Raw genomic sequence first — 26,168 nt, forward strand, 5'->3', positions numbered from 1 at the left:
TTATCAAAGTTATTTGCCCACTTTTTCCCATATTAATTAAATAATTTATTTCATCATATTAAACATGTAGTTAATTCAATTTGTTGTTTTAATCTTTTTAAATGTGAATAGGGTGTTTTTATTTTGTGTTTATGTTGGCATAATACGTGAAATAACCTCCTGCCAACCTGCATGATAAAAACTAGGGACTAATTATGTTGAAGAAAGAAATGGCTCAAAAGCTCAATGAGCAACTCAATTTAGAATTCTATTCTGCCAATCTTTATTTGCAAATGAGTGCATGGTGCAGCGATAAAGGTTTTGAAGGTGCGGCCGCTTTCTTGAAAGAACATTCGCAGGAAGAGATGCAGCATATGCAGCGTTTGTTTGAATACCTGAGCGGCACAGGTTCGATGCCGATATTGGGCACCATCAGTGCGCCCCCGGTAGAGTTTGGCTCGTTAGCTGATGTCTTCAAGCTGACCTATGAACATGAGCAATTGATCACCACCAAGATCAATGAACTGGCACATGTTGCCATGACTACGCAAGATTACTCGACGTTCAACTTCCTACAGTGGTACGTTTCTGAACAGCATGAAGAAGAAAAACTGTTCAAATCCGTATTGGATAAATTGGCTCTGGTGGGTAACAGCGGTAATTCTCTGTTCTTTATCGATAAAGATTTGAAGAACATGGCCACCAGCGCGCAAATCCATTCTCAAGGTTAATTCTATCTTTTGAGCTATAACCGCAGTTTCTCTGTTATCGACAGAGGCTGCGGTTTTTTATTTTGTGTCATCCCTGCCTGAAACCATTTCTTGTCTGTGCCTGTAAGCTCGACTTCATACTCTCAACTCATTATTATTCATGGCTAACATACGGAAACGGATGACTTCAAGTGAGCATCCGGTGGCTTTTCGACCACTTATCCGATGTCGGCAGTTTATTTTGTGTGGTATCTCACATGTAGTACATCCAACTGGAAGCGATCGGGGTTTACGCCGCCAATATAGGGTAAAGTTGGTAGCAGCGATTTTTTTACCCCAATTTATTTAAGGGACTTTATGTTAATTAACAAAGTACGTTCATCCTGCCGCATGCTTTCTGCACTGGTTGTTTTGTTTGTTGGCCTTTCCAGCCAGCAGGCTTTAGCTCATGCTCATTTGAAAGTGGAAACCCCTGCCGCCGATACCACGGTAAGTGCCGCTCCAGAAGCGTTAACACTTAATTTTTCCGAAGGGATCGAGTTGGGTTTCAGCGGTGTGAAGGTGACGGGGCCAGATAATAACGCGGTGAAAACCGGCGCGTTAAAACTTGACCCGGTTAATAACACTCAGTTGATTTTGCCGTTGGATAATGCGCTAAGCGCAGGGAAGTATAATGTTTCCTGGCATGTGGTGTCCGTTGATGGCCACAAAACCAAAGGCAATTACAGCTTCACTGTAAAATAATATGTCTTTAGCGGCCTTATTTGTCCTGTGTCGCTTTGTGCATTTTATGGCGGTGATGCTGATGTTTGGTGTCAGCGTATTCACCGCCATATTGTCATCCGACCGTTTCGCTCTAACATTACAACAACGCCTTCAACCCTTGCTGGCTAGCAGTACGCTAGTCGCGGCATTTTCTGCCGTCGGCCTGTTGTCCATTCAGGCTGGAATTATGGGCGATGGATGGGCAGATACCTACCAGTTTCCCGTGTGGGGGTTAGTGCTGGGCACGCGTTTCGGCCAGGTTTGGCAGTGGCATCTCGCACTGTCTTTCATCAGTATCCTGCTGTTGTTTTTCAATCGAAAATCATATTTTTCGGCTCTGATGGTCGCCTGTTCGTCGCTGTTACTGGCTAGCTTGGCTTTTATCGGTCATGCGGCGATGCATGATGGCATAATTGGCTGGATACATCAGTCGAATCAAATTCTGCATCTTTTCAGCGCCGGTTATTGGTTCGGTAGTCTTTTACCTTTGCTGGTTTGCCTGCCCTATACCCGCAATAGTCAGCATAAACCCGCCGCTATCCATACTTTAATCCGTTTTTCCAGTTGGGGTCATTTGGCTGTCGTGCTGGTGGTTGTCACCGGAATGATTAATAGTTTCATTATACTGCGTGGTTGGCCCCTGGATTTCACCTCGACATATCAGAGATTGCTTTGGTGCAAAATTGTCTTGGTTGTTTTGATGATTATCATTGCGGTAATCAATAGGTATCGCGTGGTTCCAGCAATTCGTCATTTACCGGAAAAAGCGCACTATTGGCTGGTGATGAACGCTTGGTTTGAGGTGGTACTAGGGGCGGCGGTTCTACTTTTGGTGAGCACCTTTGCTACATTTGAGCCGGTATAAGCGGCTAGAGGGCTAACTAGCAGGGAACAAGGCTTGCTTCTTTAGGGTTAGATGCAGGAAAATCAGGTCAATCAGCTAACTTAGGAATAGTTAACATGAAGGGTTTCGCGCTAACGCTTTCTCTTTTGCTTCTGGCTGCTAATGCTGCGGCAGCATCAAAGATTATCACGGTCAGTAAGTTTGAATTTGGCAAGCAATGGGCATTCACGCGTGAAGAAGTGATGCTGGAGTGCCGCTCAGGTAATGCGCTGTTCGTGATTAATCCCAGTACACTAGCGCAATATCCTCTCAATGAAGTAGCAACTGAGCAGATGAAATCAGGAAAAGTATTGGCTTCATCATTAGATCCGTTGGTTTTGGAAGACAAAGATAATCCGGGCAAAAAAATGAGCCTGCAACCTTTCCAGCAACGAGCTCAAACTCTGTGTGAAAAATAGGGCGAAAGCGGATATGCCCGCCGGGATAGCGTTTGAATAATCTCATAATTACCAGTGGACTAACTAAGAAGCTATTAGTTAACCTGAGTGATTATTAAGTTATTATGTCGAAAGTTGGTAAAACGTGGGTCGTCTACTACGCTTAAGTAGTACGGCTGAATAAGCCTGCATGAAATGCCAACTTTTAGCGCACGGCTCTCTCCCAAGAGCCATTTCCCTAGACCGAATATAGGAATCGTATTCGGTCTTTTTTTAACTTGTTGTTTTATATGGTTATTTTCAGCCAATCCCGAAATCCCCCGAAATTTCCCCGAAATCCTATACTCGGCCTAAATTTCTACCCACTCATTTTTACGTGAATCCAGGTATACATTAGTCATTTTCATCGACTTGTGACCGAGCAGTTTCTGTGCAAATTCCTTACCGTATTCCGCTTCATACAACCGCGATGCCAGGCTGCGGATTTCATGAAAACTGGGCGGGGAGACTTCGTAAACCAGATCGGTCGCCTTCAATGCTTTAACAAATGCTTTAGTGAGCGAGTCTGCATTTAATGCACCGGGCTCTCGGCCTGATTTTCTACTGGACGAGCAAATGAGATATTCGCTCTTATTGTTATTCAGGCATTGTTCTATAACCTCACCGACGGAGGTATTCATTATTTCCAACCGAAGTGATAGTGATATCGCTATCTGCATCTTGGTTTTACTCTGGACTATCCAAAGCTTACCATCATGCACGTCATTTCTTTTTAATTGCCGCACATCGTCACGGCGTTGACCGGTAATCAGCGCCAGTGCCAGGCTGAGTTGAACCCAGTTCTGTTGTTGGCCGGCAGCCTCATAAATCTTGCAAAAGGCTGCATAGTCTAGCCGTTCCCGCTTAACTTTTGGTGACGGCGTACGGGTTGCTTCCACAGGATTGCGGCTAATTAATCCATCAGCTATGGCCTCTCTGAAAACGTCTGATAAAACAGAGCGTAAATTAACCGCCATCGAACTTTTACCATTATCGACATAGGTATTAATAAAATCAGCAATATGCTTAGTGGTAATAGCCTCGATCGGCTTATCTCCAAATTCTTGGTTAATATATCCGATTTGCAGAACTCGCATTTTCATGGTGTTCTCGGCCAGTTCGCGACGCTTTAATAGTCCTGAATAGCGCTTTAGCCAACGCGCTACGGTATTAACTTCAGCTTTAGCCGCAGGAGTGGGGGCGGGGGCTTGCAATCGTTCAAGCAGGGCTACTGGTTGAAAGTTTGATTCAATATAGTTGTTAGCCTGGATGGCCTGAGATATGGCATCCCTCCGGGCAATTTGCCCTAAGGATATTTCAGAACCAGTTATTGGGTTGCGCCAACAAAATGATTTCTCTCTACGCCGATATGTCAGATTTCTTGGCAAATTGGCATCATACTTTTTTGGCCTCTTTGCCATGAATAATTCTCTCTATCAGTGATGAACTTGTACTGGGCGATGTTTTAAGTATTTCTTTTGCCAGCCGGTAGCTTTTAGGCTGAATATAAATAGCGCCGGGCTTCACCCGATATTCCCGCCCGTGTTTTTCCGGTGCTGGGTAAATATTGCCGCCTCTCGCCCAACGTTGCAGGGTTTGAGTTGTTGGGCACTTGCTGCGGTAGGTTTCTGCCGCCCACTCTTCTAAAGTCAGTAGCTTGGTCATTGGTCTTTCCTCAGTAGGAAAGGGCGTAACGATGCTACGCCCTATTATGGTCGTTTTGTCTGGGGTGGTAAGGGGCTGTGTTTTAGTGATACAGCTATTGAGTGCTATTACAGCGACTACGTTTTTGGAAGGCTAGATATAGCCAATGCACTCCCTTCAGGAGTACAGCAATAAACAGTGCCATCACCCCACATAGCAGGCGCGGGGTGAGCGGTCATGTAGCCAACCGCAACTAACTGTTTAAGGTCAGCATTGTCACTGTGTCCATCACCGGCAAGAAAGTGATTTCGGTATGGTTCACGGCTCTTTTCAGAGACGCCAATAGTGTGTTGCAGTAATCCCAGATGGCGAAGCTCTAATTGATTAGCCATATCACCCACCTTAATAAACAAGAACAGTCAGATAAATAATCCCGGTCACTGCCGCTGCGAATATCACGGTCAGTAACAGGAGCCATGTAGATAAAGGCGCTTTTTGATGTATGGCCTTGTGAATTGCTGATTTGATTTCTCCCACCTCATCGCCTGGTGGCTGTTCGTACCGCTGTAATTGTTTTGACCATCATTGCTTCCTCGCAAAGAGAACGCCATCGACTGGCAGGCATTCATATTCAGGTGGCAGACCTTGCTGTTGAATGTCAGCCAGGCAGTTTTTATCATCGGGATAGATATAACCTTGCGGTTCGTACTGGCAGGGTTGGAATGTAAAGCAGACGTATAGAAACAATCCAAACATGGGATGACTCTTTAATTGAATGAAATAACCCCCAGCCTGCTGGCAGGAATATAATTAATGATTACTGGGGATTTATTGGGGGATATTATTTGGAATTATTAAGCCAATGCATAACGAAGCTAATTCGGATTTGTTATTAAAGGTTAATAATTGTTGGGGTAATAAACTTCATCCGCGTCGGATTCGTCTAATAGCAGCAGGCTATCGCCGTAGTACAATGCTGCCACTAGCTTTTCAAATTTGCCGCGGAACGTGATGACTTTTTTACCGATCACATCACCATCCAACTTACCGGAGTACAGGCTGTAGACCGGAAGGCCATCAACTTCTGCCCATACTTTTTCTTGGCGGCGCTGGCCCTCAATCTCAATGTACTCACCTTCACGAGAAAAATAGAGATTGTCCGTGAACTGGAATGGGTGTGTTTTCTTTCGTGACGAACTGAATAACGATGAACTTTCTCCTGCCGGCTCTTTTTCGATCCCCATGCGGAAACCATCATGTTCGCTCATTTCCATCAGTACTTCAGGCCGTTCCCATCCCTCTTGCGCCGCTTCTTCCTTGTGCTGCTCAACATAAGCTTCCCACAGGTCTGACGCTTTGATGTATTTTGGCGTCTGTTCAGACTTAATGAAATCCAGCACGATCTTTTGCATGCCAGCGGTCAATTGTTCCCCAACGGCATTGAGCGTCCAACTTTCTTCCAACGTCTTAGCCATAAGGATGTTGTAGCGCGGCAGATCGACCATATCGGAAATATTGGCCGGTAAAGCGGATTCCAGCGCTTTCTTGACTGCTCGAGGGAAGTCGCCCCAATCAAGGGTTTCTTTGATGGTATTTTCGTACAAATTGGCAACGTGTTTTTGTAACATCGCTGAATAATCCGGCGACTGCTCGAAGGCTAAGCAGTGAGCTGCAATGTCCGTAGCCAGGCTTGTTGTTTTTGGTTGTGTAGTAGCGGTTAGTTTTTCGTTGGTCATTGGTCAGTCCTCAGTTTATTTTTTCGAAATTGATTACCCATACTCATGGGCTTTTCCTCTACAACTAAACCTCCCGTAATAATCGGCTGATAATGTCTCTCTTAGCGGGAATGCGGAGCTGGTGAGCCAGTTGCCAGGCTTTGCGTTGGGTTTGAGTTTTATGCTCGAGCATTTTACGGATAGTAGCCGCTGGGATACCGGTATCACTGGCGATCAAGTTTTCATTGTGGCCAGCGCGGTGAAACTGATAGATAGCCAACAACACTTCCAGTGAGTAGCGCTTACGGATACCGATATCGACTGTATTCACCTGAGGAATGGCATCCCATTGGTCATCACCGGGATAAATCGGCTTTGGCATGGGTCGATAGGGATTACCGCTGCGGATCTCTGCGCGGGAGCGCATTAGCCAGATGATACGAGCGGTATAGTCTCCCCGGTCATCTTCTTTAAAGTAGCTGCCGGTACTCTGGTTCAGTTCCTCATCCATCATGCGGCTTCCTTCTGTTTCTGCTCTAATTCCCAGTCTTTCACGATCCTGGAACATTGAGCGTGTACCTGGCGGGCAGTTGCTATCCCAAAGCCTTTAACTGCATTTGCTAGCATATCGGGCGTTCGGCGGACAACATCAAACAAAGAATGGATCCTGGAGAGGGCCAGCAGTTCTAAATGTTGCTCTTTCAAAGGGAGGGTTTCGGTAAGCACTGACTCTGCCCACTCAGCCCGTTTAACCAGATGCGGATGAGTAGGCTCAAGCAGATCACGAATGCGTTGGGTAATAGCCGGGGTTAGGCCATCCGGCCAGTTCTGTTCGAAGTCATCGACCATGGGGTAAGAGGGCGCAGTCCATTCATTAACAGAGACAATCAGGCCAATGCCGTTGGTGGAACGAATTTCAATATGCCAGTCAATATCGTTAATTAGTTGCATATCGTAATCGCCTGAGCGCAGTTTCAGCCCCCACTGGAAGGTATAAAAGTAAAACTCAATGTCATCATTGCCACGATAGTAGGTTGGCTCGACGTCACCATCCATACGCTGGATCCGGTTGGTGAGGTCAGAAACAACATTATTCAATTGCTCATTAACATTAACCATGACAGCCAGTTTGCTGGTTTTTTCTGCTACCTCTTTTTTGTATCGCCGGATCTCCGTCAATTGCTGATTTAACAGTGTGCGCTTATTCTCCAGATCATCTTTCAGTCGAATGAGCTGGATTTTCATTTTTTCAGGATTCAGTGACTTTAGCCGATTCACCTCAGTAGCCAATACTCGTTGGTCTGAAAGTGAAAGGTTGTATTTGGCTGAAATACTGTCTCGCTGTGCATTGGCTTCAGCCACTGCTAGATCGGCATTTTCTATGCGTTCCTGCACTTGTGTTAGCGCCAAGGATTTCGTAATTAGGTCGTTTTCAGTTTTTTCTAAACGGTCGAATAATAGGTTGTACTCGTCAGTCTCGATGTTGAGTTGTTCAATACATAGGGACTGTGCTTGGTTGAGTAAAACAGTCGCGCTCTCTACAGAACGCTGTGCGGTGCCGGTAGTCTGCTCAATGGCAAGGTCTAGCTGCGCCCGAACTGGGCGCAGGGATGACTCCAGCACACTGGCAGTTGTGGCCTGTGTGGTCATGATGGGTTACCTGTGGAATGCCTGCCGTGGCAGGTTATGAAAAGTTATTGCGTGATAGAGAAATAGCGGATCCGGCCAGCTTTCACCGCGTTGTACAGACGGTTAACTGTTTCAGTAGTAAGCTCAATTCCTGCCGCCACTAAATCAGCATTAATTTGTGCAATCCAATCAACTGGCTTGTCTATAGTTGCCGAATTTACAGATTTGCCCAGTTGCTTAGGAAAGTTAACCGATCCCGCAGGGTGCAACGGCTGATGGGCAGTTGTATCAGTGCTAGCGGCAACAGTCTCTGTGGTGATCACTGATGCAGCCTGTTGCTGTTTTTTCAATTCATCAAGCCGCAATGCTTCCTGCTGTCTGTGCTGTTCCTCAATCTGTTTTTGCCTGGTAATGCGTTGATCAATCATCAGCGCCAAATGTTCGTGCTCAAGGGCAATTATCTGGTTGATGTCAGCGAACAGATTTTTATAAGCCGGTTCAATATCAGCAAATAGCGCTAAATTAGCCTGATATTTTTCACCTAATTGATTAGCGACAATCTTGGCGCGGGCTAGCTCATCGTTGGCGGCACTTTGCAACGAGGTGAGGGTTTTCTTTCCTTTGATGGCAGTGGCAAAGTCAGCCGGAATCGCGGGTAGGGTGACAATAGCCAACTGTTTATTGATAACAGCAATGTGCTCGGCAAGCGCGGCTTTGGCCTTATTCAGTATTTCAAGGCGAATAGCTTCTTTGCGCAACTTAACGAGTTTTGACAGGTCTAGCCGTTTGTTTCGCATTTCATCGCGCAAGGTATCAATGGTGCGGAAAAGGAGATCAATCTGTTCAGTTTTAGACAGTGCCTGTTGTTTAATCAGATCCAGCTCTTTCTCCGCCTTTTCGCAGAACTTAACGGTTTCTTCTGCGTCAGCGAAGTCCTGATCGGTCACCAGATTGGTGTTGATGGATTGAATAAAGGCCAGCGCCTGATTCTGGTAAACAGTCAGGTTTGATTCTTTTACTGCTCCTTCGATTTCTACCAGCAGAGCCGGGAGGCGCATTAAGGCTTTACCCTGCGGGATGTCTTTTATCTCAGGGGCTGTGTAACCGTTCAAATCCTGCTCAAATTGCTGCCAGCCTGCCATCAAAGCTTCACGGCGACCAGGTACCGGTAAATACTCCATCCACACAAAGTTATCTTCAGTGCCATCTGATACCACAAAAATGACCTTTTCGGACCCACTCACTAAAAGCTGCTGTTCTAACTGCCAGTAATACTCTGGCGGCAAGTCTTTATTTTTCACTGCCAGTGCCAGTGTGGCATTCCACATTTTGTGCTCAAACAACACATCTTCCATCATGGTCATGCCATCAAAGGAAGCCAACAAATAGCCATCATCATCGATGGCGGTTGCTGGGAATAATTCGGTACCGATCATGGATTCTACGATTACCCGTGCTGCGGCCTCCTGCGCGTGACCTTTATCAAACAAGTTGGTTTGTACCCAATCGCTGATTTCCCGTTCTGAGCCGGTAGCCTTCATGTTCAGTAATTCATCGCGGCGCATTTTACTGGAGGCTGCCATCATTACCGGGGCTTCGCTGGCGGTGAAATGGCGACTGCGCAAGGCGTGCCATTCCGGCGTGCCTTGCTGGACATTAATGATTTGCATCTTCTGCCTCCAGATATTCGATAGTTTTGATTTGTGCTGAGGTCAGGGTGTATTTGCTTTCGATGGTGTTGATGATTTGCGCGGCGGTTTTCTTGCCCTTGTTGATCAGCGTTGTCCAGTCAGCAAGGGCGCGTTGAAATTGTTCCGCGCTGTATTCCGGTAGTGCCTGCGGTTGGCTTGGTTGCTGGCTGCCTTGGCTGTGTTCTTTACCTTCATTCACATCAAGACTTTTGCCTTCCATTTCTTCTGCTGTTGGTTGTTGACCAATTTCAGGCCAGCCTTTACGCAATGCCTGCGCTTCAGCACATTTGGCTAGTTGCCCATAAGGGCGCTTTTTCCACATGGCATTGGGTGCCTGGGTATCGCGGCCAGCGGTGGCATAGTTTTCCAGCCAATACTCTTTTGCGCTGAACTCTACGATAGTGCCGTTAGGCATGAGTTTGCTCAGGGTGTATTTGCACCACTGAGGAAAGGTAATTTCTACACCGTTAAGTGTTTGTGTGATATCTGGGCCAAACTCAGGTTCTTGTGCGCCAGCATAATTACCGGAGCGGTCTGCTTGTATGCGATAAAGCCCAACACCGGGCATCACTACATCGCGCCATTCGTTTTTACCGGTTAGTGCATCTTTCACGCTCATGGGAACTAAATGAACGGGTTTCATCAACGGATCTAACTGGCGGGCGCGGCAATAGCTCACCGCCATAATGACTGAATCATCTTTAGCACCAGGGTAAATGCTATTTTTCAGCGCGTTCCACGTTGGTTCGTCAATATTCAACCCAACCACGGCGGGCGGGAGATTACGGGTTGTTACTGCTTGGGTGGTCATTGGTCAGCCCTCAGATTTTGATAGCGATAGCCAGAAACATGAAAGCGCCTAAAACACAGGCGAAGAAGAATTTCAGGCCAGATTGGCGGGGATAAAGGTTAAAATCGTCGCCAGTAACTCTGTGGCGGTATTGGAGTCTCTTGATGAATTCAATAGGCATGGTATGCTTTCCCATGGTTGGGTTTGGTCACTCAACCACGCTGATAATAATCCTCGTGGTTATTGTTCAGTCCTCAGTAGGTTTGCGGTTGGTCCCGCACTCCTGGGATAGCCCCGGCTTAATCGCTGGGGCTTTTCTCTTTATTGGAGTTGGTGGTTTTTCTCAGCGTCTAATTCCATTGCTCGTTCTGCCTTGGCAACCCGGAGAAATATTTCCTCCTGTACCTCATCCAGATAGAGTTCCATATCGGCGGTTTCGGTAAATGCCGGAAGATGTTCACCGCTTGAACCTGCAACATGGCAACTATTTTTAATTGCGGATTTAAAAGCACTGAGCATTTTCGAGTGCTGACGTAGGAACTCAATCCGCTTGCCCAATTCCTTTTGCTCACCGGGATCCGATATCAACAGGCGGTCATATTGCTCCAGCGATTGCTCAACCATTCGCTGATAGTTGTACTCATTCACGATGCACCTCGCTTATCAGGTTGAGAGATAGTCTTCACATATCTGTTTCGCTTGCTGGCACTGCTTAATGTCAAACCAGCCAAAGTGGCATTTCTCAGCAGGGATCCCCATTTTTTCAGCTAGCCATCCATACGCCTGAGAGCGAGACATAAGCCTTGATTGCCAAATGCACTCAAATGGAGTTTTGCACTGCTTCCTCGCTTGCCGGGTGGCTTTGTCAGCCAATGTTCCTAAAGGAATTGCCGTGAATGGATGCAATCCAACATATGCGCCACAGCCTTGGCATAAATAGATATAGGGCCAGTCGCTGTAGTCACGGCCATAAACTTCTTGATGTGTGGCGATTTGAACGCTATCGGAGCAAAAATGACACTCAGTAGGTGCCGGAAGAGGATTTTTTACTCGGGCAGTAGCTGTTCGACTTGGATTGGTCGGGGTCTTAATTTTAGAAGTGTCCAATATGTTTTCCTCAATGGTCTTACTCATGCGCCCATACTGATTAGGCGCATGGTGAAAGAGCGTTGATTATTCGCCGTCTTTCTTTTCGTTAATGCGTTGGAATGGGTAGCGGTCGGTATCCGTTTTAATATTGCGATAGAAGTGGGTGCCAATTGATTCAGCGCCGGAGAATGCCGCGTAATCATCAGCGGATACATTCTGGTAGTGATACAGCGCTGCCGGTTCACCTTTTGACTTAAAGCGAATCGCTAGAGTGTTGCTAATTGGGTCATGGCCGATGCTGTGGATCTGGGATGATTCAATCTGCTGCATATTAATTGCTGATAATTTGCTCATTTGGGTTCCTTTTAGGTAAAAAAAAGAGCCACAGCCTAAGCTGTAGCTCCGATGGGTTATTTTGATTTCCTGCTAATTAATGTTTAACGCACGCCACGCGGCAACTTGCTACAACCTCGCATCTTCTGGCGGGCAACTGCTGCAATCCGTTTCTCTGGATCGGCTGAAGTTCGGTGCTTGCTTGGTATTGCGGGCATATCTGGCATCGGCTTGCACCGCACCAAAACTAATACTGCTTTTTCAACTCGGTTACTTTCACGCTTTGCCAGTGCCTGGATATAGGCGTTGCGTTTTTTTGCCATACGCTTTTGACGAGATGTTGTGGCCATTGGTCAGTCCTCAGTTGCTTCTATCACCGCAGTACCTTTTAAAAAGGCACATGGGTAATTAGTGGTTTTATGCCTGCGGCCTCTAACTGACAGCAGCAGGGTAAATCCACTCGTCATTTTTTAAGCTGCTTATGCGTTAACTGGGCGCTAACCGGTTACTCAGTGATGCTTTACGCCTCCTTTCCCTCACTACGTCGCTGTGGGAACCCGACCTGTAACACCGTCGTCGCGTGCCTGAATTCAATCAGGCAGTGGGGGGTGGTCTATCCGCATTTTTAACTCATGGTTTTTCCTCCATTAATAGGCGCTCCGTGGTTTAGCTTAGCCGTGACCGGTACACGCGGACCGTTGTGTGTCACTTAACCTGTTTGTTAAAGAGCATATCCTTGCGGAATGCATAAAAGGTATAACTATACCGGTACTTTTGCAACCAAAAGATCGTTAAGTTTCGATACTTTATGTTTTTTGCGGAAATAAGATGTAAAAAAACCGGCCATAGCCGGTTAGTTGGATAAGTAATGAAACTATTTCAAGTAAAGTGTCGCTAGCTTTATGCTATTGATAATTGAGGATATTCCGCAGAAGAAGGCAATGACAGAGACTAGTTTAGTTAGCGTAATAGCAATCGCATTGTTAATTTTTTTAGACACTCGCCATAAACCAAGGCCAACGTTAAAGATATAAATTGCATATAGCGCCATACCGATGAGGATTGCCCAAAGATCCCAATTCGCATATCCAGCGGAGATAGTAATTACAGCAATAAAGGCAAGTGCCAAAATAAGATGAAGGTAAGTTCTGCCAATGCTCAGTTGTCCGTTAGCCAACTTCACTAACCAGTTAGGCTCAGCATTTTCTGTTACCGGATTATTCACAATAATTTGATTTCCTTATACGGGCTTAACGTGACACACCACGGTACCAATAACCTCACAATTGCCATTGATCTTAATGAAGCGGGCTTCTGGTGGGTAATCGGGGTTCAGCGCTTTTAGATAACGTTGATTATCAAGTATCTGCAGCTGTTTAAAGGTGGCTTCCGCGCTGCCTTCTAGGCGGGCAATAACAAATTTGCCACTTGGAGGATCGACCAACTCAGGATCGACATAGATAATATCGTCTGGCTCAAAACGAGGTGTCATTGACTCACCCTCAATGCGCAAAGCGAAACTTTCGGCACTGCATACTACCGGACAAGGGTAATAAACATAATCTTCACGCGGTAGCAGGGTAATTTCTGTGAATGCGCCTGCTTGTACCCAACTGATCAATGGAACCTCTCTGGTAATGACATCAATCGGCGAGGCATTATTGATTCTTACAGGTGCCTGCTGCGTGGCTTCCTTGTCACCTTTTCCTGATACCAACCAGTTAGGGTTTACATGCAGTGCTTTAGCTAACGAAAAAAGATTATCGGCTCGGGGCTTTTGTGTCATCCCAAGCTCGATCTTACTTATTGCCATCCGAGTAATCCCAGCCTTGGCCGCAAGGTCTTCTTGCGTTAGTCCGAGCTCCTCACGTCGCGCCAGAAGGCGCTCACCGAAAGTTTTATAGGTATTCATAGGTATAAAAGTAACTCAACTTTAGTAAACTTTGCGCTCGGTATAGTTTCGGTATATATTGCATCTCATGGGTATAATTCTACCTCTAAGCTGCGAGTGACAATCTAAAATGCACTGTACTAAAGCAACCTCGCTCAATGCGCGTATCAAAGCTGCAGAGAAAGTGATCAGACACTTTTCCAGTCCCTATCAGGCTGCCGAAGCGCTTGAATGCTCATACGAAGCGATCAAAACCTATCGAAAACGAGGACTACCAGAAAAGGTAGCTCTGCTTTGCCATATGTCTACGGATATCCCATACACCTATAACCCGGCAGATTATGGCCGCAACCCGGAAAATCTCAGTCTGGTTCTGACCAAACCAGCTCATCAGTAAAGATAGAGGACTGACCAATGACTATTAGCCCAAAGCGTTGGCTTGCTAACTGGAGAGCCAAACGTAAGAAACAAAAAACTGCTACTCCTCTTTGCCCCCTCTCAATAAACGCAAATGTGGGGAGGAGTGTGACTTTTCAGGATCTGGATCTTCTTGGCGTATCCGTGCTGAAAGGAAAACCTCAGTGCTTGAGCCATCCAGAAGGGCAGCAAAGTGAGCGAACAGTTCCTGGCCTTCATGTGACATCTCCAGTGTCGGATGATTCATGATTGCATCCAGACTTTGCTTGATACGGAGCTTATGTTGTTCATCACTACCGGATAGCACGGTAATGGCGACAACATCGACCAAGGCTCTAATGTAACTAAGGGAATTATCACTGGACATTGCGCCTCCGTGGCGGACTAAAAAAGAAACTATTCACAGTTTATGTCCATGTGTGTAATCACCAAAGATATTTAAGGACTGACCAATGACCACAATTTACCAACCTGCCGGTATAACGGCAGGGGCTGCGATAGCCTCTGACGTTCGGCGGGAGTTGTTATCCCGCAAAAAAGTAGGCAAGAACGGATTACCGTTCCATACCGTCCGCGAAGATCAGATTAAAACCCGATGGACAGAAAGCGAGGCAGTGACCATCAAAAGCACCGCCAGCGCACTGGAATCAAACCCCGCAGTAGAAACCAATGTGGCGGCGATTCGTGGTTTTTTGGCAATGTTCGCCGAAGCGCCTGAAATGCTGGTTCACGTTCATGCCGAATTAAAATTAGCCGGGCTACCGGTACCCGAATGGCTGCCTGAGCTTCCACCAAAACAGGAGAATCCTCTATGAGCAATATCACACCCAACACCACGCCATCAGTGGAACTGATTGCCAATATCGTGGGTAAAAAACTGGCTATTGACGGGCAGGAGGCCCGCCGTATGGCTATTACAGGGACGTTGTCCGGTGTGACGCAGGCGTTCTATTCCCGTCAACATAGTCCCTCTGATGCAAAGCAGCCGTAGGGGGATCTATGAGTCTGTTATTTAAATATCGGCCACTGGTAGTAAATCCAGAGTTAGCGGCCCGTATCGGTCTGAATGAAGCCATAGTTTTACAACAGATTAATTACTGGCTGACAGAAACTAACTCAGGCATTGAGCAGGATGGATTTCAGTGGGTTTATAACACCCACAAAGAATGGGTAAAGCAGTTCCCGTTCTGGTCCATTGACACAGTAAAGCGGACGCTTTTGTCATTGGAAAAATTGGGATGTGTCCGCGTGGAGCAGTTAGCAAAAGCACAGCGAGACATGACGAATTATTACACGATTAACTATGAGTGTGACGCCCTAAATAGTGAAAGCAAATTGCCACAGTCCAATGGGGCAAATTGCCCTGATGGAGATAGCAACTTGCCCCCATCCAATGGTGCAGATTGCCCCCATCTGAAGAGGGCAGATTGCCCTGATGTTCATACAGAGATTACAAAGACTACAACAGAGACTACTACAGAGAAGCGAAAGCGTAAGGCGGCTAAAAATTCGGCAATAGACTTCTCAGCTTTCCCGATGGCTGTTAGCTCTGAAATTTGGGATGACTATCTAAAACACCGAAAAGCAAAACGAGCGCCAATGACCCAGACCGTGGTGAACATGCTGGGTAAGGAATTGAGTAAAGCGGCTGCCGCTGGATGGTCGGTGGATGATGCGTTATCTGAAGCCATGGCCGCCGGTTGGCAGGGATTGAAATTTGAATGGTTACAGAATCGTAGCCGGCCACAGAACCAGTGCGCTGGTAACACCAGCATGAGTCGTCAGGAAGCGCTGGAGGCGCACAATGCGCGGGTTGCGGATGATTTTGTCAATGACGGGTGGTGAATATGCAGGGTATCGCTGATAGACGTGAATTCGCGGAGGTCATGAAAGCCACTCTGGCGATATACGGAAAAGATGCATCAAAAGCTGTGCTTGATCTCTATTGGAATGCGTTGCTGCCATACGATATCGACACCGTACGCCAGGCATTTAGCAACTGGCTGACTGATCCAGACCAAGGCAGATTCTCACCGAAACCTGCCGATATTATCCGCAATATCCAAACTATTGCCGGTAAGCCTGATTGGCTCTCTGCGAATGAGGCGTGGGCATTGGCATTACCCGCGCAAGATGAGGCTAACACTGTGGTTTGGACAAATGAAATTGCCCAGGCATGGAATATTGCTCTGCCAATTATGCAGGAAGGCGACAAGGTGGGTGCGCGTATGGCTTTCATTGCGGCCTATGAGCGATTGACTAAGGCAGCACAGGGAACAGGCCGATCACCTGAATGGTCAGTGTCTGAGGGATGGGATAAAGAGACCGTAAAACGCAGCGTTGAACAGGCGGTTACAACAGGACTCCTGCCAAAACCTAAAGTTGAAAAATATCAGTTGTTGTTATCAGACAAGGGCAAGTTGGGTAATGGGGTACCAACTAAAATCCGTCATTTTTTAGACGAACTGAAAGATAAAATTAAACAGGATCAGGAGGAAATGGCAAGAAGATGGCGAGATGAAAGTATCAGGTTACAAGAGTCTCTGGGCAGTAAACACCAAGAGCCATTACAGCAGGCCGCTGACCACGGTTTGCAAAATAATAAAATTACCGAGGACTGATCAATGAGCATTAATTTCAAGAACGTGTTGATTTACAAACTATCCCGCGATGTCTCTTTCGCCAATCTGGAAGAGCAAATGGCACAATTCGCATTCACCCCTTGTGGTAGCCAGGATATGGCGAAAACCGGTTGGATATCACCGATGGGAACTGATTGCACTGTACTGGCACATGTGGCTAACAAGCAAATCCTACTCACATTGCAGTGTGAGAAAAAGGATCTGCCAGCGCCAGTTATTGCCCGCGAGCTGGCGGGGAAAGTCGAGCGTTTGGAACAAGAGCAACACAGAAAACTGAAAAAAACAGAAAAAGACTCGCTGAAAGATGAAGTTATCCAGACTCTGCTGCCACGGGCCTTTAGCAAATACTCTACAACATCCATTTGGATTAACGCTGGGGCTGGGTTAATCATCATCGATGCAGCTAGCGCGCGGAAAGCTGAAAATGCATTGGCATTACTGCGCAAAACCATGGGTTCTCTGCCTGTTGTCCCCTTGACACTTGATACCCCAATTGAACTGACGTTAACCGAATGGCTGCGATCAGGTTCCGCGCCCGCTGGGTTTGCGTTTCAGGAAGAAGCTGAGTTAAAGGCGGTGCTGGAGCAAGGCGGGATTCTACGCAGTAAACATCAGGATTTAGTCAGTGACGAGATCCGGGGGCATATCGCCGCCGGTAAATTGGTCACCAAGCTGGCTTTGGAATGGCAGGAGCGCATTAGCTTCATGTTGTCTGACGATGGCAGCCTGAAGAGAGTGAAATTCAGCGCCGTGTTGCTGGAACAAAATGACGACATCGATCGGGAAGATTACGCCCAGCGGTTTGATGCCGACTTTATTCTGATGACCGGTGAAATGGCCGTGCTAATTGCGCAATTGATCGGCGCATTGGGCGGAGAGGCAGCCAGTAGCACATGGGTAGACCTGGATGGCGTAGAGCGGGACGATGATGCTCGTTACCCTGATGCTGTGAAATTCATCGAGGCAAAAGGCAGAGCCTCAATTTCTGGGCTACAGCGTGAATTCCGCATTGGTTATAACCGTGCGGCCTGGCTGCTTGAAAGAATGCAGGTTGAAGGCATTGTGTCACAACCAACGCCAGACGGAACCCGCCAAGTGCTGATCGGGGAGGGCGCGTAATGGTGACCAAACCGGAGGTACCCAATGCCGAACGTGTAGGGATTAATAACGGCATAAGGGCTATGCGCCTGGCTGGTCGGGTAAACGATGCCAACAGCCAGTTAAATCGAGTGGTCAGTGCCGCCAGTGGTGCTGATTGGCTGACACTTCGCGACCTCGAAAAGTTACTGTCCCAAATGTTCCCCGGCGAAGGTGACACTCAGGCCGCAATCAGCGCACGCCTGCGCGAGATCAATCCTGTCCGTCATGGGCTGGTGAAACAGGTTAGAACTGTCCGCAACGAAGATAGCGGTAAGCGGGTTTGGTTTTATCGTCTGATTCCAAATACTGGTCATGGGGAGCCATTGCATGATTGATTTCTCCAATACCCAATATGTTCATGATCTCGCAGCTCTCAAATCCGCCCCAACGCATAAGTTGAAATTGATTGGTGATCAGTGGCGCACGCCAGATGCTCTGTTCTGGGGTATCAATGCAATGTTTGGCCCGTTAGTCCTGGATCTGTTCAGTGATGGTGAGAATGCGAAAACGCCAGCTTATTACACTGCGGAAGATAACGCGCTCACTCAAGATTGGGCCGCAAGACTGACCGAATTGAATGGTGCCGCATTTGCCAATCCGCCCTACAGCACGGCGAAAAAGCATGAAGGGCAATATATTACAGGTATGAGGCACATCATGGCTTATACCTCTGAAATGCGGCAGCGTGGCGGTCGATATGTCTATTTGACCAAAGCGGCAACGTCAGAGGTGTGGTGGCCTGAAGAGGCAGACCATATTGCATTCATTCGCGGCAGAATTGGTTTTGAAGTACCTGCATGGTTCCGTCCAGAAGATAGCACTCAGGTGGCCTGTAATGCTGGGTTTGGTGCGGCTATTGCAATTTTCGATAAGGAATGGCGTGGCCCTGCGATTAGCTACATCAGCCGTGAGCAATTACTTGCCACTGGTGAGGCATTTCTAGCGCAGATCCGCAGAGAGGCCGAGCGGCTGTCCTCAATGGGGGCCGTATGACAACAGCGCAGCGAACTAAGTCCCCGAGAAAGAAAAAGACTGAGGTTATGGGCGTGCTGTTACCCGGTGGTGGAATTAAGTACGCCACCGATCACGATCGCGAAACCATGAAAGGGGTGCCTGTTGGCACTCCAATTTCTATGAGCCCTATCGGTGACCGGCGTAACCTGAAGCATCACCGTAAATTCTGGAAATTGCTCGAGCTGGGTTTTTCATATTGGGTACCGGATTGGACCTTTGTTAGTGCACCAGAGGAATGGATAGCCCATGAAGTAGCGAAAGCAGTGGGCAGCGCCGCTGGAGATTCAGAACTCTATGAAAAGGTTACCAAGTCTATTGCTCAAGCGGTATTAGACCGAGTCATCAGGCAGCGCCAAAAAAGATTTGATGGGGAGGCGGTAAAGACCGATACCGCTTATTTTAACCACGTCATGATCAAAGCCGGATTCTATGACCTGATGCCAAATCCAGAAGGTGGCACATTGAAACAGCGTTGGAGTATTGCGTTTGTGAATATGGATCAGGGGGCTTTTGACCGGATTTATAAAGGGGTGGCCGGTGTTATCTGGAATGAGACATTAGGCCAGCACTTTGATAACGAGTATGAAATGGAACAGGCAGTTAACCGGCTGCTGGAATACTGAGGACTGACCAATGAGCGATAATAACGATATTCATGATGATCAAAGTGACAATGTATTGGCATTCACCAAGCGATTTAATGAGAACGCTGATATCAAAGAAATGCTGAATTTTGTTAAGGCTGAGCCAGCAGCAAGCCAAAGCCGACGCTGTACTCATAGTAAAATTTTAGTTGATGATCATCTGCGTCAACTTACTTGCCGCCTGTGTGGTGCCGTAGTGGAAGCATTCGACTGGATTAACTCAGTAACGAAAAATGAAACAAAAGTCGATTGGGAACTTAAAGGACTGCGTGGAGAAATTAAGCAACATCGTGAAGGTTTAGAAAAGCTGAAACGTGAAGAGGTTAATTGCCGGGCAAGGATTAAGAATGCCGCATTCAAGTTGAATGATATCAACCTCCAGATCAGCAAAGCAGAGAGCGATCTAAGGGATAAAAGTGAGTAAGTCCCCGGCATTTAGAAGCAAAGCCCTGCGCGATTCTGCGCGGGGCCAATGCTGCACGCTCCAGATCCCCGGAATTTGTAATGGAAACCCGGAAACAACGGTACTGTGCCATTTACCCAGTTCGACCCACGGCATGGGGTATAAGTCAGATGACTACTGGGCCGTATTTGGCTGTTCGGATTGCCATGATGTGTTAGATGGACGGGTGCCGTATGAGTGGCTGGTGGGGGAGAAGGAGGAGATGGTGTTGATAGCATTACATTCAACTTTTAAAAGTTATTTTGATCGTGTAGTGGTTCAACTGACTGAAAAGTGACGTGTGTCATTGATTGAATTCAAAATAATTGATAAGACTTACTTCACATTAGAACTCATTTGGTAAAGAACATGGAAGCTCAAAGTACCTTCAGAATAAAATTCGCCTATTTTCATCCAACGTGGGATAGGAATGCACATTCGATCCCAGCGTTAAAATCTCAGGGGAAGAGAGTCTTACCTAGCGAATTTACACTAGAGATGGATCAAGCTATTTTTTGTCCGGAATGTTTTACGCCGCTTACCAGAAGGCCAAAACATAAGGAGATGACTACAAATGGGCGAAGCGCCAGTTTTGCACACTTAAGCTCATTCCGTGATGTGCCTTGTTTTTTGCGTTCTAAACCAGCGGAAGGTAAAAAATATTTAAACGAAGAAGAAGCCAGAAAAGCAATTTCAGATGATCAGTTGGCAATCGTCAAGGCATTTGTAACAGAGCGCCCTGAAATAAAGAAATCTGAATTGGGTACTTACGATCAAAACCATCTAGAGGATATCGATGGCGGACTCTCTGAAGTCGCCATCGGCAGGCATACTGACAAGCCTTTCTCTTTACCAAGTGTAATAACCACAGTGGCAGGACTCTGTCGAAATTTTGACAATAACTATTATAAATTTTTTGTTCTACCTGGTGAAAAAAATGCGGAACGCCTTGATAGATTATTAATTGATATAAAGACGATAAAAGATATTAACGATACGCCAAGATTATATTTTGCAAAAATTCAAAGTAGCTGGAGTAAACCTAAGGATACATCAATACGGATGACTAAGTTAGTTTGGGAAAGAAACAGTGATTATGCTGACTTCTATTTCAAACAAAAAAACAAAGACGCCAAAGATAAGCATATAAATGAAGATAGTCGAGGACGCTATATTATCATGTACGGTACAGTTGAAAAAAACGGAATAGGATTATGCTTGTCTGATTTGGGGTGGGGGGAATTCGCTCTTCTTCCAGAGAAATATAATTATTTATTGGAAGATAAGCAGATACAAAGTTGATAAATCAAATTGAGGCCATCGATCTTATTAGTACAAAAGCCAAGCTGGAGGTACGCAACGGCAAGATACGCAAAGTTAATCACCAGGCAGAAACGGAGGAACAGGCCGCCCTTATTCAATGGGCGGATAAAACTGTTATCGATGGTATCTGTGTTGGCGATTATCTGATCCATATTCCTAATGAGGGGAAGCGCGGGCCAAAGGCAGCGAGGGATGCTAAGCGACTAGGATTGCGAAAAGGCGTGCCGGATTTGTTTCTGGCGCTGCCGCGTGGTGGCTATGCAGGGTTGTGGATCGAGATGAAATCAGAGAAAGGTAGAACCTCAACAGAACAAAATCAGTGGATTACAAAATTGTGTGATGTAGGCTATCGAGTTGAAATGTGTTTTTGTTATGATAGCGCAAAGGGTGTGATAACTACTTATCTTAAACAATAAATTATCTTTCTCTGTAATTCTGAGTAAAGGTGGTTAGGAATGATAGAAGGTTTAAAAAATGGATGACAATAATAATTTAATAAACGTCTGCTATGAGGGCAGTTCTGGATCAACTGATATCAGGACTTATTATATTGAAGGTATTCTGCATTTCTCATTAAAAGATATTTTTATTATTTTAAATAAAGAAAATAGAGCAATGGGAGAGGAAAATCCAAGGTATATTCCTAATTTAATTAAAAACCAGATTAACGAATTAGATCAAGATGAATATACTATGCTGTTAAATCCTGATGAGTTTTTTGCTGGTCAAAAAGAAGTTTATATAACACAGCCTGGTTTAAATCGGGTTATGGGTAATGACAAATCAAAAGCTGGGCGTAAATTTCAGCGCTGGTTGTATCATGATGTAGTCCCTTCTCTTACAAAACATGGAAAATATCCGCCACCAGCAACCCCCCAAGGTTCGGCATTATCCCAGATGGCGGAAATTATTGCTCAGAACTCTCGCGCTTTAGCTGATTCGATCATTCGACAAGATATGCTAGAAAAAGAAGTAAGCATGGTTAAAGGGGAAGTGAAAAGTGTCTCAAGCCGTTTATCGAAATTAGAACAAGATACATTAACTAGTGATTACATACTGACGGTAAGACGGTGGTTTGAAAATGCAGGGTTAGTGTTAACGGCAGAAAAAGAGTTTGAAATAGTTACCTGGTGCGAGAATTTAAGCCTTAATCGTGCTAAACCAATTGAAAACTGCCCTTCTGGCGAAAGATTACGAGCTAAGTTTTATACAGAAATCATTGAAGAAGCTAAGAAGTTGGTTGAACAATCTAGAGGGTAAGGAGTTATTTTTATTTCATTTTATGCAATGGTTTTATTATTGTTGCGATTTATAAAATGAACTATAAAATCAGTCTCGTGAGCTTAAAGCACAGGACTGACCAATGACCACTGCAATTGAACAACTTATCAAAATGCACGATCCGCGCTGCGTCAGCATAGAGTCGCTGAACATTGGCCGAGGTCGTGCTGTTCTGACCAAAGACCAGATATTAGGGACTTTCGCTACCTGCCAGCACCAACATCCTGTTGGATTCGATATCTTGATGACCAAATATCGCAATGACTGCCAAGCGGAGCAACGCTTACGGGCCGCAATTAGTGTGTGGCTGCATAAGCGACCGCATCCCGCGCGTGCCATTGCTGCCTGTCAGCTAGCGCTTAATATGGTATTGGATAGAAATCTCCCCGCGCAGGTAGAGCAAATTGCAACTTTATTACGACGTTACGGCTCCCGTACAGGGATGACCAGAAAGGTCGTTGATGGGATACAGCAGCAAATCAAATTACTGGAAAGAGATAAAGCCCAGGCACTTGATGATGGCACTATCGCATTACTGGCAGACGAAATAAAAACCCTTCAGTCTAAAATCAAAACAGAACGTGGTGCATTGCGGGCGTGGGCGAATCAACAGGCAACCACAACGCAGATCTGTCCACGTTGCCATGGTGCCGGTAAAACTCTGCGACCTCATCCAGAAACATGCAACGAATGCGGTGGTGGTGGCCGTATACCGCCAACAATGGAACATCTGCGCAAATCCATGGGCATCATAGGGGCTGAGATACCGGCCGGAGAGTGGGCTGCGCAATATGCACCGCTGGTGAAGGAATGCATGCGCTGGCTATATGTAGAAGAGTCGAATGCCGGTGATGTTTTAATTGAGAGAATTCAGTTAGAAAAAGACTTTTGACCAATGATTGACCCTGAATCATATATGCGATAAATTTCCGAAAGATGCCGGAGTATGCTTAAAAGCTGCTCCGGTTTTTTATTGGTCAGTTCCGGTCAGTCCTGATTATCCCAAAGCCTGCATGGTTCGCCTTGCGGGCTTTTTTTATTCCCCAAATCCGGGGAGGTGGAGCATGAAAATGGAGAGGCTCACAACCGGTATCTCTTATACCGCGTCCGGTGGCGGCGCTTTATTTTGGTTTAAACAATTATTGAATGGATTTGCCCCGGAACAATGGGCGGCAATTGGCGTGCTGGGTAGCCTGATGTTTGCCTTCCTGACATTCCTAACCAATTTGTATTTCAAAGTCCGAGAAGATAAACGCAAAGCGGAAAAGGGGGAGTAATGGCGATATCCCCCGTGTTACGCAATAAACTATTGGGCGTAGCTGCGGGCGGTGCTATGGCTATCACTCTGGCTCTGCTCGGTGGTCATGATGGACTGGAAGGGCGTGAGTATATGCCTTACCGTGATGTAGTTGGCGTGCTGACGGTCTGCGATGGTCACACTGGCAAAGATATTATCCCCGGCAAACGCTACAGCGATACAGAATGCGACACTTTGCTGCGACAAGACCTGATACCCGTATTTGCCGCTATCGATCGCAGCGTCAAAGTACCACTAACTGATTTCCGCAAAGCCGCCCTGGCATCATTCGGTTATAACGTCGGTATTACTGCAATGTCGAATTCAACTATGGTGAAGAAACTCAATCGTGGAGATACCTCCGGGGCGTGCGAAGAATTACGCCGATGGGTTAAGGCCGGTGGCAAGGTTTGGAAGGGGTTAGTTAATCGCCGTGAAGTCGAGCGCGAATTATGCCTAACTCCATAAATCCCTTATAAATTAGCTAATAACACCCATTTACATGCTGTTTTGGTAGCGCTACGTGAAATCTGAATCACGGGTGTATGCCATTACCCCTGCTTTTTTCATAGTAAACGGCATTAAGCCCGGATCCTGATATGTCCACAAAACTACTTATCGCGATTGCCAGCGTTCTGCTGGTGGTGATCCTGTGCCTTGGCGGTACCGCTTTCTATTTCCACAAATCTGCTGTTGAGAAGGCCGGGCAATTATCACAACTGCAAAGTGATCTGGATGAATCAAAAGCCACCCAGGCATTACAGGCTTTTCAGTTCCAGCGTTCCAATGAGATAGCTGCGGCTGCCGGTAGCTATAACGTTGGCATTACAGCTAAAAGCGAGGAGCGCCAAAGTGAAACACGCAAAGACCTCAAGACTGAGGAATGCGCTAATCAGTACATCCCTAATTCTACTGCTCAGCGGATGTACGACTATACGGACGGTTTACGTACCAGGGCAATGCGCGATCCCGACCAACCTGACGGAACCCTTACTGGTACCACTTCCCCCCGCAGAATGACTTACCGCCAAGCAGTGCTGTGGATTGACCCGTTGCTGACTCTGTTAGACAGGGCCAACAATGACCGTGCGTCAATTCGCAGCCTGCCGTCACAGCAACCATCCAAACAGGAATTACCATGAGCGATAAAGATATTGAGAAAGAAATTCAGCGTAAAGGCTTAACTGCACCACGGATTACCCCGGAGCATATCGAGCGCGTTCAGGTTGCGGGCCAATATCATCGTTTTCCAGGCACCACTGTAATCATTTGCTGTATCACATTAGAGAATGGTTACACCGTTACCGGTGAGAGTGCCTATGCAAGTCCCGAGAACTTTGATGAAGAGATAGGTCGTAGAATCGCTATGGATAACGCGGTACATAAAATATGGGGGCTGGAAGGATATTTACTGCGCCAGAAATTGCATGAGCAGTCACCGAGGGCTTTATCCCGTGGGCAAACATCGGGTAAGGCTGTTTAAGTCATTACAGAGTCACTTTGCAATAGGTGGCTCGATAATGGCCCACAACAGACCAATAGAACACTATGGCAAAGCATGATTGGAAAACGTTGCAAACGGCCTTTCTGGCAGACAACGCAGAAACAGGGATTACTGCTCAGCAATGGTGTGAACAGCATGGACTTAATTACCAATCTGCACGCCGCTACATCAAACCTCGCGCTGCGAAATCTGCGCAAAAGATCCCCCGCACAACTGCGCACAATGCGCAATTTGATACTACTGCGCAACAGTGCGCAAACAGTGATGACGCAGAAGAGGAAGAACAGAAATTATCATCGGGCGTAGATGATGACCGCGTTCCCGAGTCAGAGCCAAGCGAGAAACCGAACTCCGGCAGATCTGGCAACGGGCAATTCACCAAAGGTAATCGTCATTCAGAAGGCAATGCAGGTAATCCCAATCCGGTTGGTGCTTTTGCTCCCGGCAACCAGGTTGCGAGAAAGCATGGTGCTTATGCGCGATATCTGAATGCAGATGATTTGTTTGAGGCGGCGGCAGATTCAGATCTTCATGACGAACTGATATTTACCCGAGCGCGGGCATTATCGGTGACAAAAACCATGCGGAAAATCCATGAGGATTTAGCGGCAGCAGAATCCGTTGAAGCGCGAATAGAACTGTATGACAAGTTGCTAAAAGCTGAATCGGCTCTGGATAGAAACATTGGTCGCATTGAATCCATTGAGAACAGTTTGAGCAAATTAAGGCTGGATGCCATCAACGGACCTCGTTTAACGGCTGATATGTATCGTATCAAAGCGGCCACTTCTAAGCTGAAGGCAGAAACCCAAAAATTAACCTCAGAAGGCAAGGGCGTGACAACCCCGCTCAGCGAAGCCGTGAAGGAAGTTAGGGACTCAGGACAGGATGGTTTGCTGTGAAACAAG

Annotated in this window: 39 protein-coding genes and 1 pseudogene; 25 read left to right on the forward strand and 15 right to left on the reverse strand. The window is 46.5% G+C overall.

Going from position 1 to position 26,168, the window contains the following annotated elements:
* The first annotated feature begins 194 nt into the window (after nt 1-194).
* From ftnA to ACQ4OC_RS15515, 4 genes are all read left to right on the forward strand, one after another.
* Nucleotides 195-710 carry a non-heme ferritin gene (gene ftnA / locus ACQ4OC_RS15500; RefSeq protein ID WP_064517993.1) on the forward strand — a complete coding sequence of 172 codons (516 nt, stop codon included), beginning with the start codon at nt 195-197 and terminating at the stop codon, nt 708-710.
* A gap of 336 nt (nt 711-1,046) precedes the next feature.
* The gene (yobA, locus tag ACQ4OC_RS15505; protein ID WP_064517994.1) at nt 1,047-1,433 is read left to right on the forward strand and encodes a CopC domain-containing protein YobA; all 387 of its coding nucleotides are present in this window, start codon (nt 1,047-1,049) and stop codon (nt 1,431-1,433) included.
* Nucleotide 1,434: 1 nt separating this feature from the next.
* On the forward strand, nt 1,435-2,319 hold the full coding sequence (gene copD / locus ACQ4OC_RS15510; protein ID WP_064517996.1) for a copper homeostasis membrane protein CopD: 885 nt from the start codon (nt 1,435-1,437) through the stop codon (nt 2,317-2,319).
* Nucleotides 2,320-2,414: 95 nt separating this feature from the next.
* Nucleotides 2,415-2,756, forward strand: a complete 342-nt coding sequence (locus tag ACQ4OC_RS15515) for a YebY family protein (RefSeq protein WP_064517998.1) — start codon at nt 2,415-2,417, stop codon at nt 2,754-2,756.
* 329 nt (nt 2,757-3,085) lie between these two features.
* Here the strand turns inward: ACQ4OC_RS15515 and ACQ4OC_RS15520 are convergent, their stop codons facing one another.
* From ACQ4OC_RS15520 to ACQ4OC_RS15585, 14 genes are all read right to left on the reverse strand, one after another.
* Nucleotides 3,086-4,195: a site-specific integrase gene (locus ACQ4OC_RS15520; protein ID WP_430971333.1), complete on the reverse strand. Its 1,110-nt coding sequence runs from the start codon at nt 4,193-4,195 to the stop codon at nt 3,086-3,088.
* Nucleotides 4,170-4,439, reverse strand: a complete 270-nt coding sequence (locus ACQ4OC_RS15525; RefSeq protein WP_430971334.1) for an excisionase — start codon at nt 4,437-4,439, stop codon at nt 4,170-4,172. Before ACQ4OC_RS15525 ends, ACQ4OC_RS15520 begins: the two co-directional genes overlap by 26 nt.
* A 116-nt stretch (nt 4,440-4,555) precedes the next feature.
* A complete protein-coding gene (locus ACQ4OC_RS15530) occupies nt 4,556-4,810 on the reverse strand; it encodes a hypothetical protein (protein ID WP_193553624.1) in 255 nt (84 codons plus the stop codon).
* A gap of 507 nt (nt 4,811-5,317) precedes the next feature.
* Entirely contained in the window at nt 5,318-6,154 is an 837-nt protein-coding gene (locus ACQ4OC_RS15535; RefSeq protein ID WP_430971335.1) for a hypothetical protein, read from the reverse strand.
* A gap of 64 nt (nt 6,155-6,218) precedes the next feature.
* Nucleotides 6,219-6,647 carry a hypothetical protein gene (locus ACQ4OC_RS15540; protein WP_430971336.1) on the reverse strand — a complete coding sequence of 143 codons (429 nt, stop codon included), beginning with the start codon at nt 6,645-6,647 and terminating at the stop codon, nt 6,219-6,221.
* The gene (locus ACQ4OC_RS15545) at nt 6,644-7,783 is read right to left on the reverse strand and encodes a hypothetical protein (RefSeq protein WP_430971337.1); all 1,140 of its coding nucleotides are present in this window, start codon (nt 7,781-7,783) and stop codon (nt 6,644-6,646) included. The genes ACQ4OC_RS15540 and ACQ4OC_RS15545 overlap by 4 nt, the downstream gene beginning before the upstream one ends.
* Before the next feature lie 44 nt (nt 7,784-7,827).
* Nucleotides 7,828-9,432 carry a YqaJ viral recombinase family protein gene (locus ACQ4OC_RS15550; RefSeq protein WP_430971338.1) on the reverse strand — a complete coding sequence of 535 codons (1,605 nt, stop codon included), beginning with the start codon at nt 9,430-9,432 and terminating at the stop codon, nt 7,828-7,830.
* Nucleotides 9,419-10,264 carry a phage recombination protein Bet gene (gene bet / locus ACQ4OC_RS15555; RefSeq protein WP_430971339.1) on the reverse strand — a complete coding sequence of 282 codons (846 nt, stop codon included), beginning with the start codon at nt 10,262-10,264 and terminating at the stop codon, nt 9,419-9,421. The genes ACQ4OC_RS15550 and bet overlap by 14 nt, the downstream gene beginning before the upstream one ends.
* Nucleotides 10,265-10,564: 300 nt before the next feature.
* The gene (locus tag ACQ4OC_RS15560) at nt 10,565-10,891 is read right to left on the reverse strand and encodes a hypothetical protein (protein WP_126940132.1); all 327 of its coding nucleotides are present in this window, start codon (nt 10,889-10,891) and stop codon (nt 10,565-10,567) included.
* A 15-nt stretch (nt 10,892-10,906) separates the two neighbouring features.
* Nucleotides 10,907-11,377 carry a zinc-finger-containing protein gene (locus ACQ4OC_RS15565; RefSeq protein ID WP_430971340.1) on the reverse strand — a complete coding sequence of 157 codons (471 nt, stop codon included), beginning with the start codon at nt 11,375-11,377 and terminating at the stop codon, nt 10,907-10,909.
* Nucleotides 11,378-11,416: 39 nt separating this feature from the next.
* Complete coding sequence (locus ACQ4OC_RS15570; protein WP_430971341.1) at nt 11,417-11,686, reverse strand: KTSC domain-containing protein; 270 nt, start codon at nt 11,684-11,686, stop codon at nt 11,417-11,419.
* Nucleotides 11,687-11,769: 83 nt separating this feature from the next.
* A complete protein-coding gene (locus tag ACQ4OC_RS15575) occupies nt 11,770-12,015 on the reverse strand; it encodes a hypothetical protein (RefSeq protein ID WP_430971342.1) in 246 nt (81 codons plus the stop codon).
* Nucleotides 12,016-12,539: 524 nt separating this feature from the next.
* Nucleotides 12,540-12,890, reverse strand: a complete 351-nt coding sequence (locus ACQ4OC_RS15580; RefSeq protein WP_430971343.1) for a hypothetical protein — start codon at nt 12,888-12,890, stop codon at nt 12,540-12,542.
* Nucleotides 12,891-12,905: 15 nt separating this feature from the next.
* The gene (locus ACQ4OC_RS15585) at nt 12,906-13,577 is read right to left on the reverse strand and encodes a LexA family protein (protein ID WP_430971344.1); all 672 of its coding nucleotides are present in this window, start codon (nt 13,575-13,577) and stop codon (nt 12,906-12,908) included.
* Between the two features lie 109 nt (nt 13,578-13,686).
* Between ACQ4OC_RS15585 and ACQ4OC_RS15590 the strand changes: the two genes are divergently transcribed.
* Entirely contained in the window at nt 13,687-13,953 is a 267-nt protein-coding gene (locus tag ACQ4OC_RS15590) for a hypothetical protein (protein ID WP_430971346.1), read from the forward strand.
* 81 nt (nt 13,954-14,034) lie between these two features.
* Here ACQ4OC_RS15590 and ACQ4OC_RS15595 read toward each other — a convergent pair whose 3' ends face one another.
* Entirely contained in the window at nt 14,035-14,340 is a 306-nt protein-coding gene (locus ACQ4OC_RS15595; RefSeq protein WP_038243388.1) for a hypothetical protein, read from the reverse strand.
* An 85-nt stretch (nt 14,341-14,425) separates the two neighbouring features.
* On the opposite strand from ACQ4OC_RS15595, the gene ACQ4OC_RS15600 reads away from it, so the two are divergent.
* The 20 genes and pseudogenes from ACQ4OC_RS15600 to ACQ4OC_RS15695 all read left to right on the forward strand — a co-directional run bounded on the left by ACQ4OC_RS15600 (nt 14,426) and on the right by ACQ4OC_RS15695 (nt 26,162).
* Nucleotides 14,426-14,788, forward strand: coding sequence for a hypothetical protein (locus tag ACQ4OC_RS15600; RefSeq protein ID WP_248577746.1), 363 nt, complete (start codon nt 14,426-14,428; stop codon nt 14,786-14,788).
* Entirely contained in the window at nt 14,785-14,964 is a 180-nt protein-coding gene (locus ACQ4OC_RS15605) for a hypothetical protein (RefSeq protein WP_096823462.1), read from the forward strand. The genes ACQ4OC_RS15600 and ACQ4OC_RS15605 overlap by 4 nt, the downstream gene beginning before the upstream one ends.
* Before the next feature lie 8 nt (nt 14,965-14,972).
* Complete coding sequence (locus ACQ4OC_RS15610) at nt 14,973-15,818, forward strand: hypothetical protein (RefSeq protein WP_096823461.1); 846 nt, start codon at nt 14,973-14,975, stop codon at nt 15,816-15,818.
* Between the two features lie 41 nt (nt 15,819-15,859).
* Nucleotides 15,860-16,594, forward strand: a complete 735-nt coding sequence (locus tag ACQ4OC_RS15615) for a hypothetical protein (protein WP_245759501.1) — start codon at nt 15,860-15,862, stop codon at nt 16,592-16,594.
* 3 nt (nt 16,595-16,597) lie between these two features.
* Nucleotides 16,598-17,497 (forward strand): annotated as a pseudogene (gene rdgC / locus ACQ4OC_RS15620) (recombination-associated protein RdgC); the annotation flags it as partial.
* Between the two features lie 66 nt (nt 17,498-17,563).
* Nucleotides 17,564-17,734, forward strand: coding sequence for a DNA translocase FtsK (locus ACQ4OC_RS15625; protein WP_248577846.1), 171 nt, complete (start codon nt 17,564-17,566; stop codon nt 17,732-17,734).
* Nucleotides 17,734-18,090 (forward strand): hypothetical protein, encoded by a 357-nt coding sequence (locus ACQ4OC_RS15630; protein WP_430971347.1) that lies wholly within the window; start codon nt 17,734-17,736, stop codon nt 18,088-18,090. Before ACQ4OC_RS15625 ends, ACQ4OC_RS15630 begins: the two co-directional genes overlap by 1 nt.
* Entirely contained in the window at nt 18,083-18,748 is a 666-nt protein-coding gene (locus ACQ4OC_RS15635) for a phage N-6-adenine-methyltransferase (protein ID WP_430971348.1), read from the forward strand. The genes ACQ4OC_RS15630 and ACQ4OC_RS15635 overlap by 8 nt, the downstream gene beginning before the upstream one ends.
* Complete coding sequence (locus ACQ4OC_RS15640; RefSeq protein ID WP_120806951.1) at nt 18,745-19,392, forward strand: DUF1367 family protein; 648 nt, start codon at nt 18,745-18,747, stop codon at nt 19,390-19,392. The genes ACQ4OC_RS15635 and ACQ4OC_RS15640 overlap by 4 nt, the downstream gene beginning before the upstream one ends.
* A gap of 10 nt (nt 19,393-19,402) precedes the next feature.
* Nucleotides 19,403-19,837 carry a hypothetical protein gene (locus ACQ4OC_RS15645; RefSeq protein WP_038245410.1) on the forward strand — a complete coding sequence of 145 codons (435 nt, stop codon included), beginning with the start codon at nt 19,403-19,405 and terminating at the stop codon, nt 19,835-19,837.
* Nucleotides 19,830-20,153, forward strand: a complete 324-nt coding sequence (locus ACQ4OC_RS15650) for a DUF1364 domain-containing protein (RefSeq protein WP_430971349.1) — start codon at nt 19,830-19,832, stop codon at nt 20,151-20,153. Before ACQ4OC_RS15645 ends, ACQ4OC_RS15650 begins: the two co-directional genes overlap by 8 nt.
* Nucleotides 20,154-20,224: 71 nt before the next feature.
* Nucleotides 20,225-21,157: a hypothetical protein gene (locus ACQ4OC_RS15655; protein WP_430971350.1), complete on the forward strand. Its 933-nt coding sequence runs from the start codon at nt 20,225-20,227 to the stop codon at nt 21,155-21,157.
* Entirely contained in the window at nt 21,154-21,594 is a 441-nt protein-coding gene (locus tag ACQ4OC_RS15660; RefSeq protein WP_430971351.1) for a VRR-NUC domain-containing protein, read from the forward strand. The genes ACQ4OC_RS15655 and ACQ4OC_RS15660 overlap by 4 nt, the downstream gene beginning before the upstream one ends.
* Nucleotides 21,595-21,652: 58 nt before the next feature.
* Entirely contained in the window at nt 21,653-22,438 is a 786-nt protein-coding gene (locus ACQ4OC_RS15665; protein ID WP_430971352.1) for a BRO-N domain-containing protein, read from the forward strand.
* 103 nt (nt 22,439-22,541) lie between these two features.
* Entirely contained in the window at nt 22,542-23,351 is an 810-nt protein-coding gene (locus ACQ4OC_RS15670; RefSeq protein ID WP_430971353.1) for a TIGR02642 family protein, read from the forward strand.
* A gap of 178 nt (nt 23,352-23,529) precedes the next feature.
* Nucleotides 23,530-23,736: a class II holin family protein gene (locus ACQ4OC_RS15675; protein WP_370273288.1), complete on the forward strand. Its 207-nt coding sequence runs from the start codon at nt 23,530-23,532 to the stop codon at nt 23,734-23,736.
* Between the two features lie 5 nt (nt 23,737-23,741).
* Nucleotides 23,742-24,224 carry a lysozyme gene (locus ACQ4OC_RS15680; protein ID WP_038245299.1) on the forward strand — a complete coding sequence of 161 codons (483 nt, stop codon included), beginning with the start codon at nt 23,742-23,744 and terminating at the stop codon, nt 24,222-24,224.
* A 131-nt stretch (nt 24,225-24,355) separates the two neighbouring features.
* A complete protein-coding gene (locus tag ACQ4OC_RS15685; RefSeq protein WP_430971354.1) occupies nt 24,356-24,898 on the forward strand; it encodes a DUF2570 domain-containing protein in 543 nt (180 codons plus the stop codon).
* Nucleotides 24,895-25,239 (forward strand): Gp49 family protein, encoded by a 345-nt coding sequence (locus tag ACQ4OC_RS15690; protein ID WP_430971355.1) that lies wholly within the window; start codon nt 24,895-24,897, stop codon nt 25,237-25,239. The genes ACQ4OC_RS15685 and ACQ4OC_RS15690 overlap by 4 nt, the downstream gene beginning before the upstream one ends.
* A gap of 65 nt (nt 25,240-25,304) precedes the next feature.
* Nucleotides 25,305-26,162 (forward strand): terminase, encoded by an 858-nt coding sequence (locus ACQ4OC_RS15695; RefSeq protein WP_430971356.1) that lies wholly within the window; start codon nt 25,305-25,307, stop codon nt 26,160-26,162.
* The last annotated feature ends 6 nt before the right edge of the window (nt 26,163-26,168 follow it).

Source organism: Yersinia sp. J1 (assembly GCF_050586585.1).
Lineage (GTDB): Bacteria > Pseudomonadota > Gammaproteobacteria > Enterobacterales > Enterobacteriaceae > Yersinia > Yersinia entomophaga.

Coding starts and splice junctions, on each gene's coding strand:
- ACQ4OC_RS15520 (WP_430971333.1), bottom strand. CDS start 4,195: ATGGCAAAGAGGCCAAAAAAGTATGATGCCAATTTGCCAAGAAATCTG.
- ACQ4OC_RS15640 (WP_120806951.1), top strand. CDS start 18,745: ATGACAACAGCGCAGCGAACTAAGTCCCCGAGAAAGAAAAAGACTGAG.
- ACQ4OC_RS15655 (WP_430971350.1), top strand. CDS start 20,225: ATGGAAGCTCAAAGTACCTTCAGAATAAAATTCGCCTATTTTCATCCA.
- ACQ4OC_RS15615 (WP_245759501.1), top strand. CDS start 15,860: ATGAAAGCCACTCTGGCGATATACGGAAAAGATGCATCAAAAGCTGTG.
- ACQ4OC_RS15595 (WP_038243388.1), bottom strand. CDS start 14,340: ATGTCCAGTGATAATTCCCTTAGTTACATTAGAGCCTTGGTCGATGTT.
- ACQ4OC_RS15630 (WP_430971347.1), top strand. CDS start 17,734: ATGGTGACCAAACCGGAGGTACCCAATGCCGAACGTGTAGGGATTAAT.
- ACQ4OC_RS15610 (WP_096823461.1), top strand. CDS start 14,973: ATGAGTCTGTTATTTAAATATCGGCCACTGGTAGTAAATCCAGAGTTA.
- ACQ4OC_RS15675 (WP_370273288.1), top strand. CDS start 23,530: ATGGAGAGGCTCACAACCGGTATCTCTTATACCGCGTCCGGTGGCGGC.
- ACQ4OC_RS15570 (WP_430971341.1), bottom strand. CDS start 11,686: ATGAGCAAATTATCAGCAATTAATATGCAGCAGATTGAATCATCCCAG.
- ACQ4OC_RS15690 (WP_430971355.1), top strand. CDS start 24,895: ATGAGCGATAAAGATATTGAGAAAGAAATTCAGCGTAAAGGCTTAACT.
- ACQ4OC_RS15525 (WP_430971334.1), bottom strand. CDS start 4,439: ATGACCAAGCTACTGACTTTAGAAGAGTGGGCGGCAGAAACCTACCGC.
- ACQ4OC_RS15600 (WP_248577746.1), top strand. CDS start 14,426: ATGACCACAATTTACCAACCTGCCGGTATAACGGCAGGGGCTGCGATA.
- copD (WP_064517996.1), top strand. CDS start 1,435: ATGTCTTTAGCGGCCTTATTTGTCCTGTGTCGCTTTGTGCATTTTATG.
- ACQ4OC_RS15530 (WP_193553624.1), bottom strand. CDS start 4,810: ATGGCTAATCAATTAGAGCTTCGCCATCTGGGATTACTGCAACACACT.
- ACQ4OC_RS15695 (WP_430971356.1), top strand. CDS start 25,305: ATGGCAAAGCATGATTGGAAAACGTTGCAAACGGCCTTTCTGGCAGAC.
- ACQ4OC_RS15515 (WP_064517998.1), top strand. CDS start 2,415: ATGAAGGGTTTCGCGCTAACGCTTTCTCTTTTGCTTCTGGCTGCTAAT.
- ACQ4OC_RS15635 (WP_430971348.1), top strand. CDS start 18,083: ATGATTGATTTCTCCAATACCCAATATGTTCATGATCTCGCAGCTCTC.
- ACQ4OC_RS15575 (WP_430971342.1), bottom strand. CDS start 12,015: ATGGCCACAACATCTCGTCAAAAGCGTATGGCAAAAAAACGCAACGCC.
- ACQ4OC_RS15540 (WP_430971336.1), bottom strand. CDS start 6,647: ATGATGGATGAGGAACTGAACCAGAGTACCGGCAGCTACTTTAAAGAA.
- ACQ4OC_RS15605 (WP_096823462.1), top strand. CDS start 14,785: ATGAGCAATATCACACCCAACACCACGCCATCAGTGGAACTGATTGCC.
- ACQ4OC_RS15545 (WP_430971337.1), bottom strand. CDS start 7,783: ATGACCACACAGGCCACAACTGCCAGTGTGCTGGAGTCATCCCTGCGC.
- ACQ4OC_RS15645 (WP_038245410.1), top strand. CDS start 19,403: ATGAGCGATAATAACGATATTCATGATGATCAAAGTGACAATGTATTG.
- ftnA (WP_064517993.1), top strand. CDS start 195: ATGTTGAAGAAAGAAATGGCTCAAAAGCTCAATGAGCAACTCAATTTA.
- ACQ4OC_RS15565 (WP_430971340.1), bottom strand. CDS start 11,377: ATGAGTAAGACCATTGAGGAAAACATATTGGACACTTCTAAAATTAAG.
- yobA (WP_064517994.1), top strand. CDS start 1,047: ATGTTAATTAACAAAGTACGTTCATCCTGCCGCATGCTTTCTGCACTG.
- ACQ4OC_RS15550 (WP_430971338.1), bottom strand. CDS start 9,432: ATGCAAATCATTAATGTCCAGCAAGGCACGCCGGAATGGCACGCCTTG.
- ACQ4OC_RS15665 (WP_430971352.1), top strand. CDS start 21,653: ATGGATGACAATAATAATTTAATAAACGTCTGCTATGAGGGCAGTTCT.
- bet (WP_430971339.1), bottom strand. CDS start 10,264: ATGACCACCCAAGCAGTAACAACCCGTAATCTCCCGCCCGCCGTGGTT.
- ACQ4OC_RS15670 (WP_430971353.1), top strand. CDS start 22,542: ATGACCACTGCAATTGAACAACTTATCAAAATGCACGATCCGCGCTGC.
- ACQ4OC_RS15535 (WP_430971335.1), bottom strand. CDS start 6,154: ATGACCAACGAAAAACTAACCGCTACTACACAACCAAAAACAACAAGC.
- ACQ4OC_RS15585 (WP_430971344.1), bottom strand. CDS start 13,577: ATGAATACCTATAAAACTTTCGGTGAGCGCCTTCTGGCGCGACGTGAG.
- ACQ4OC_RS15590 (WP_430971346.1), top strand. CDS start 13,687: ATGCACTGTACTAAAGCAACCTCGCTCAATGCGCGTATCAAAGCTGCA.
- ACQ4OC_RS15685 (WP_430971354.1), top strand. CDS start 24,356: ATGTCCACAAAACTACTTATCGCGATTGCCAGCGTTCTGCTGGTGGTG.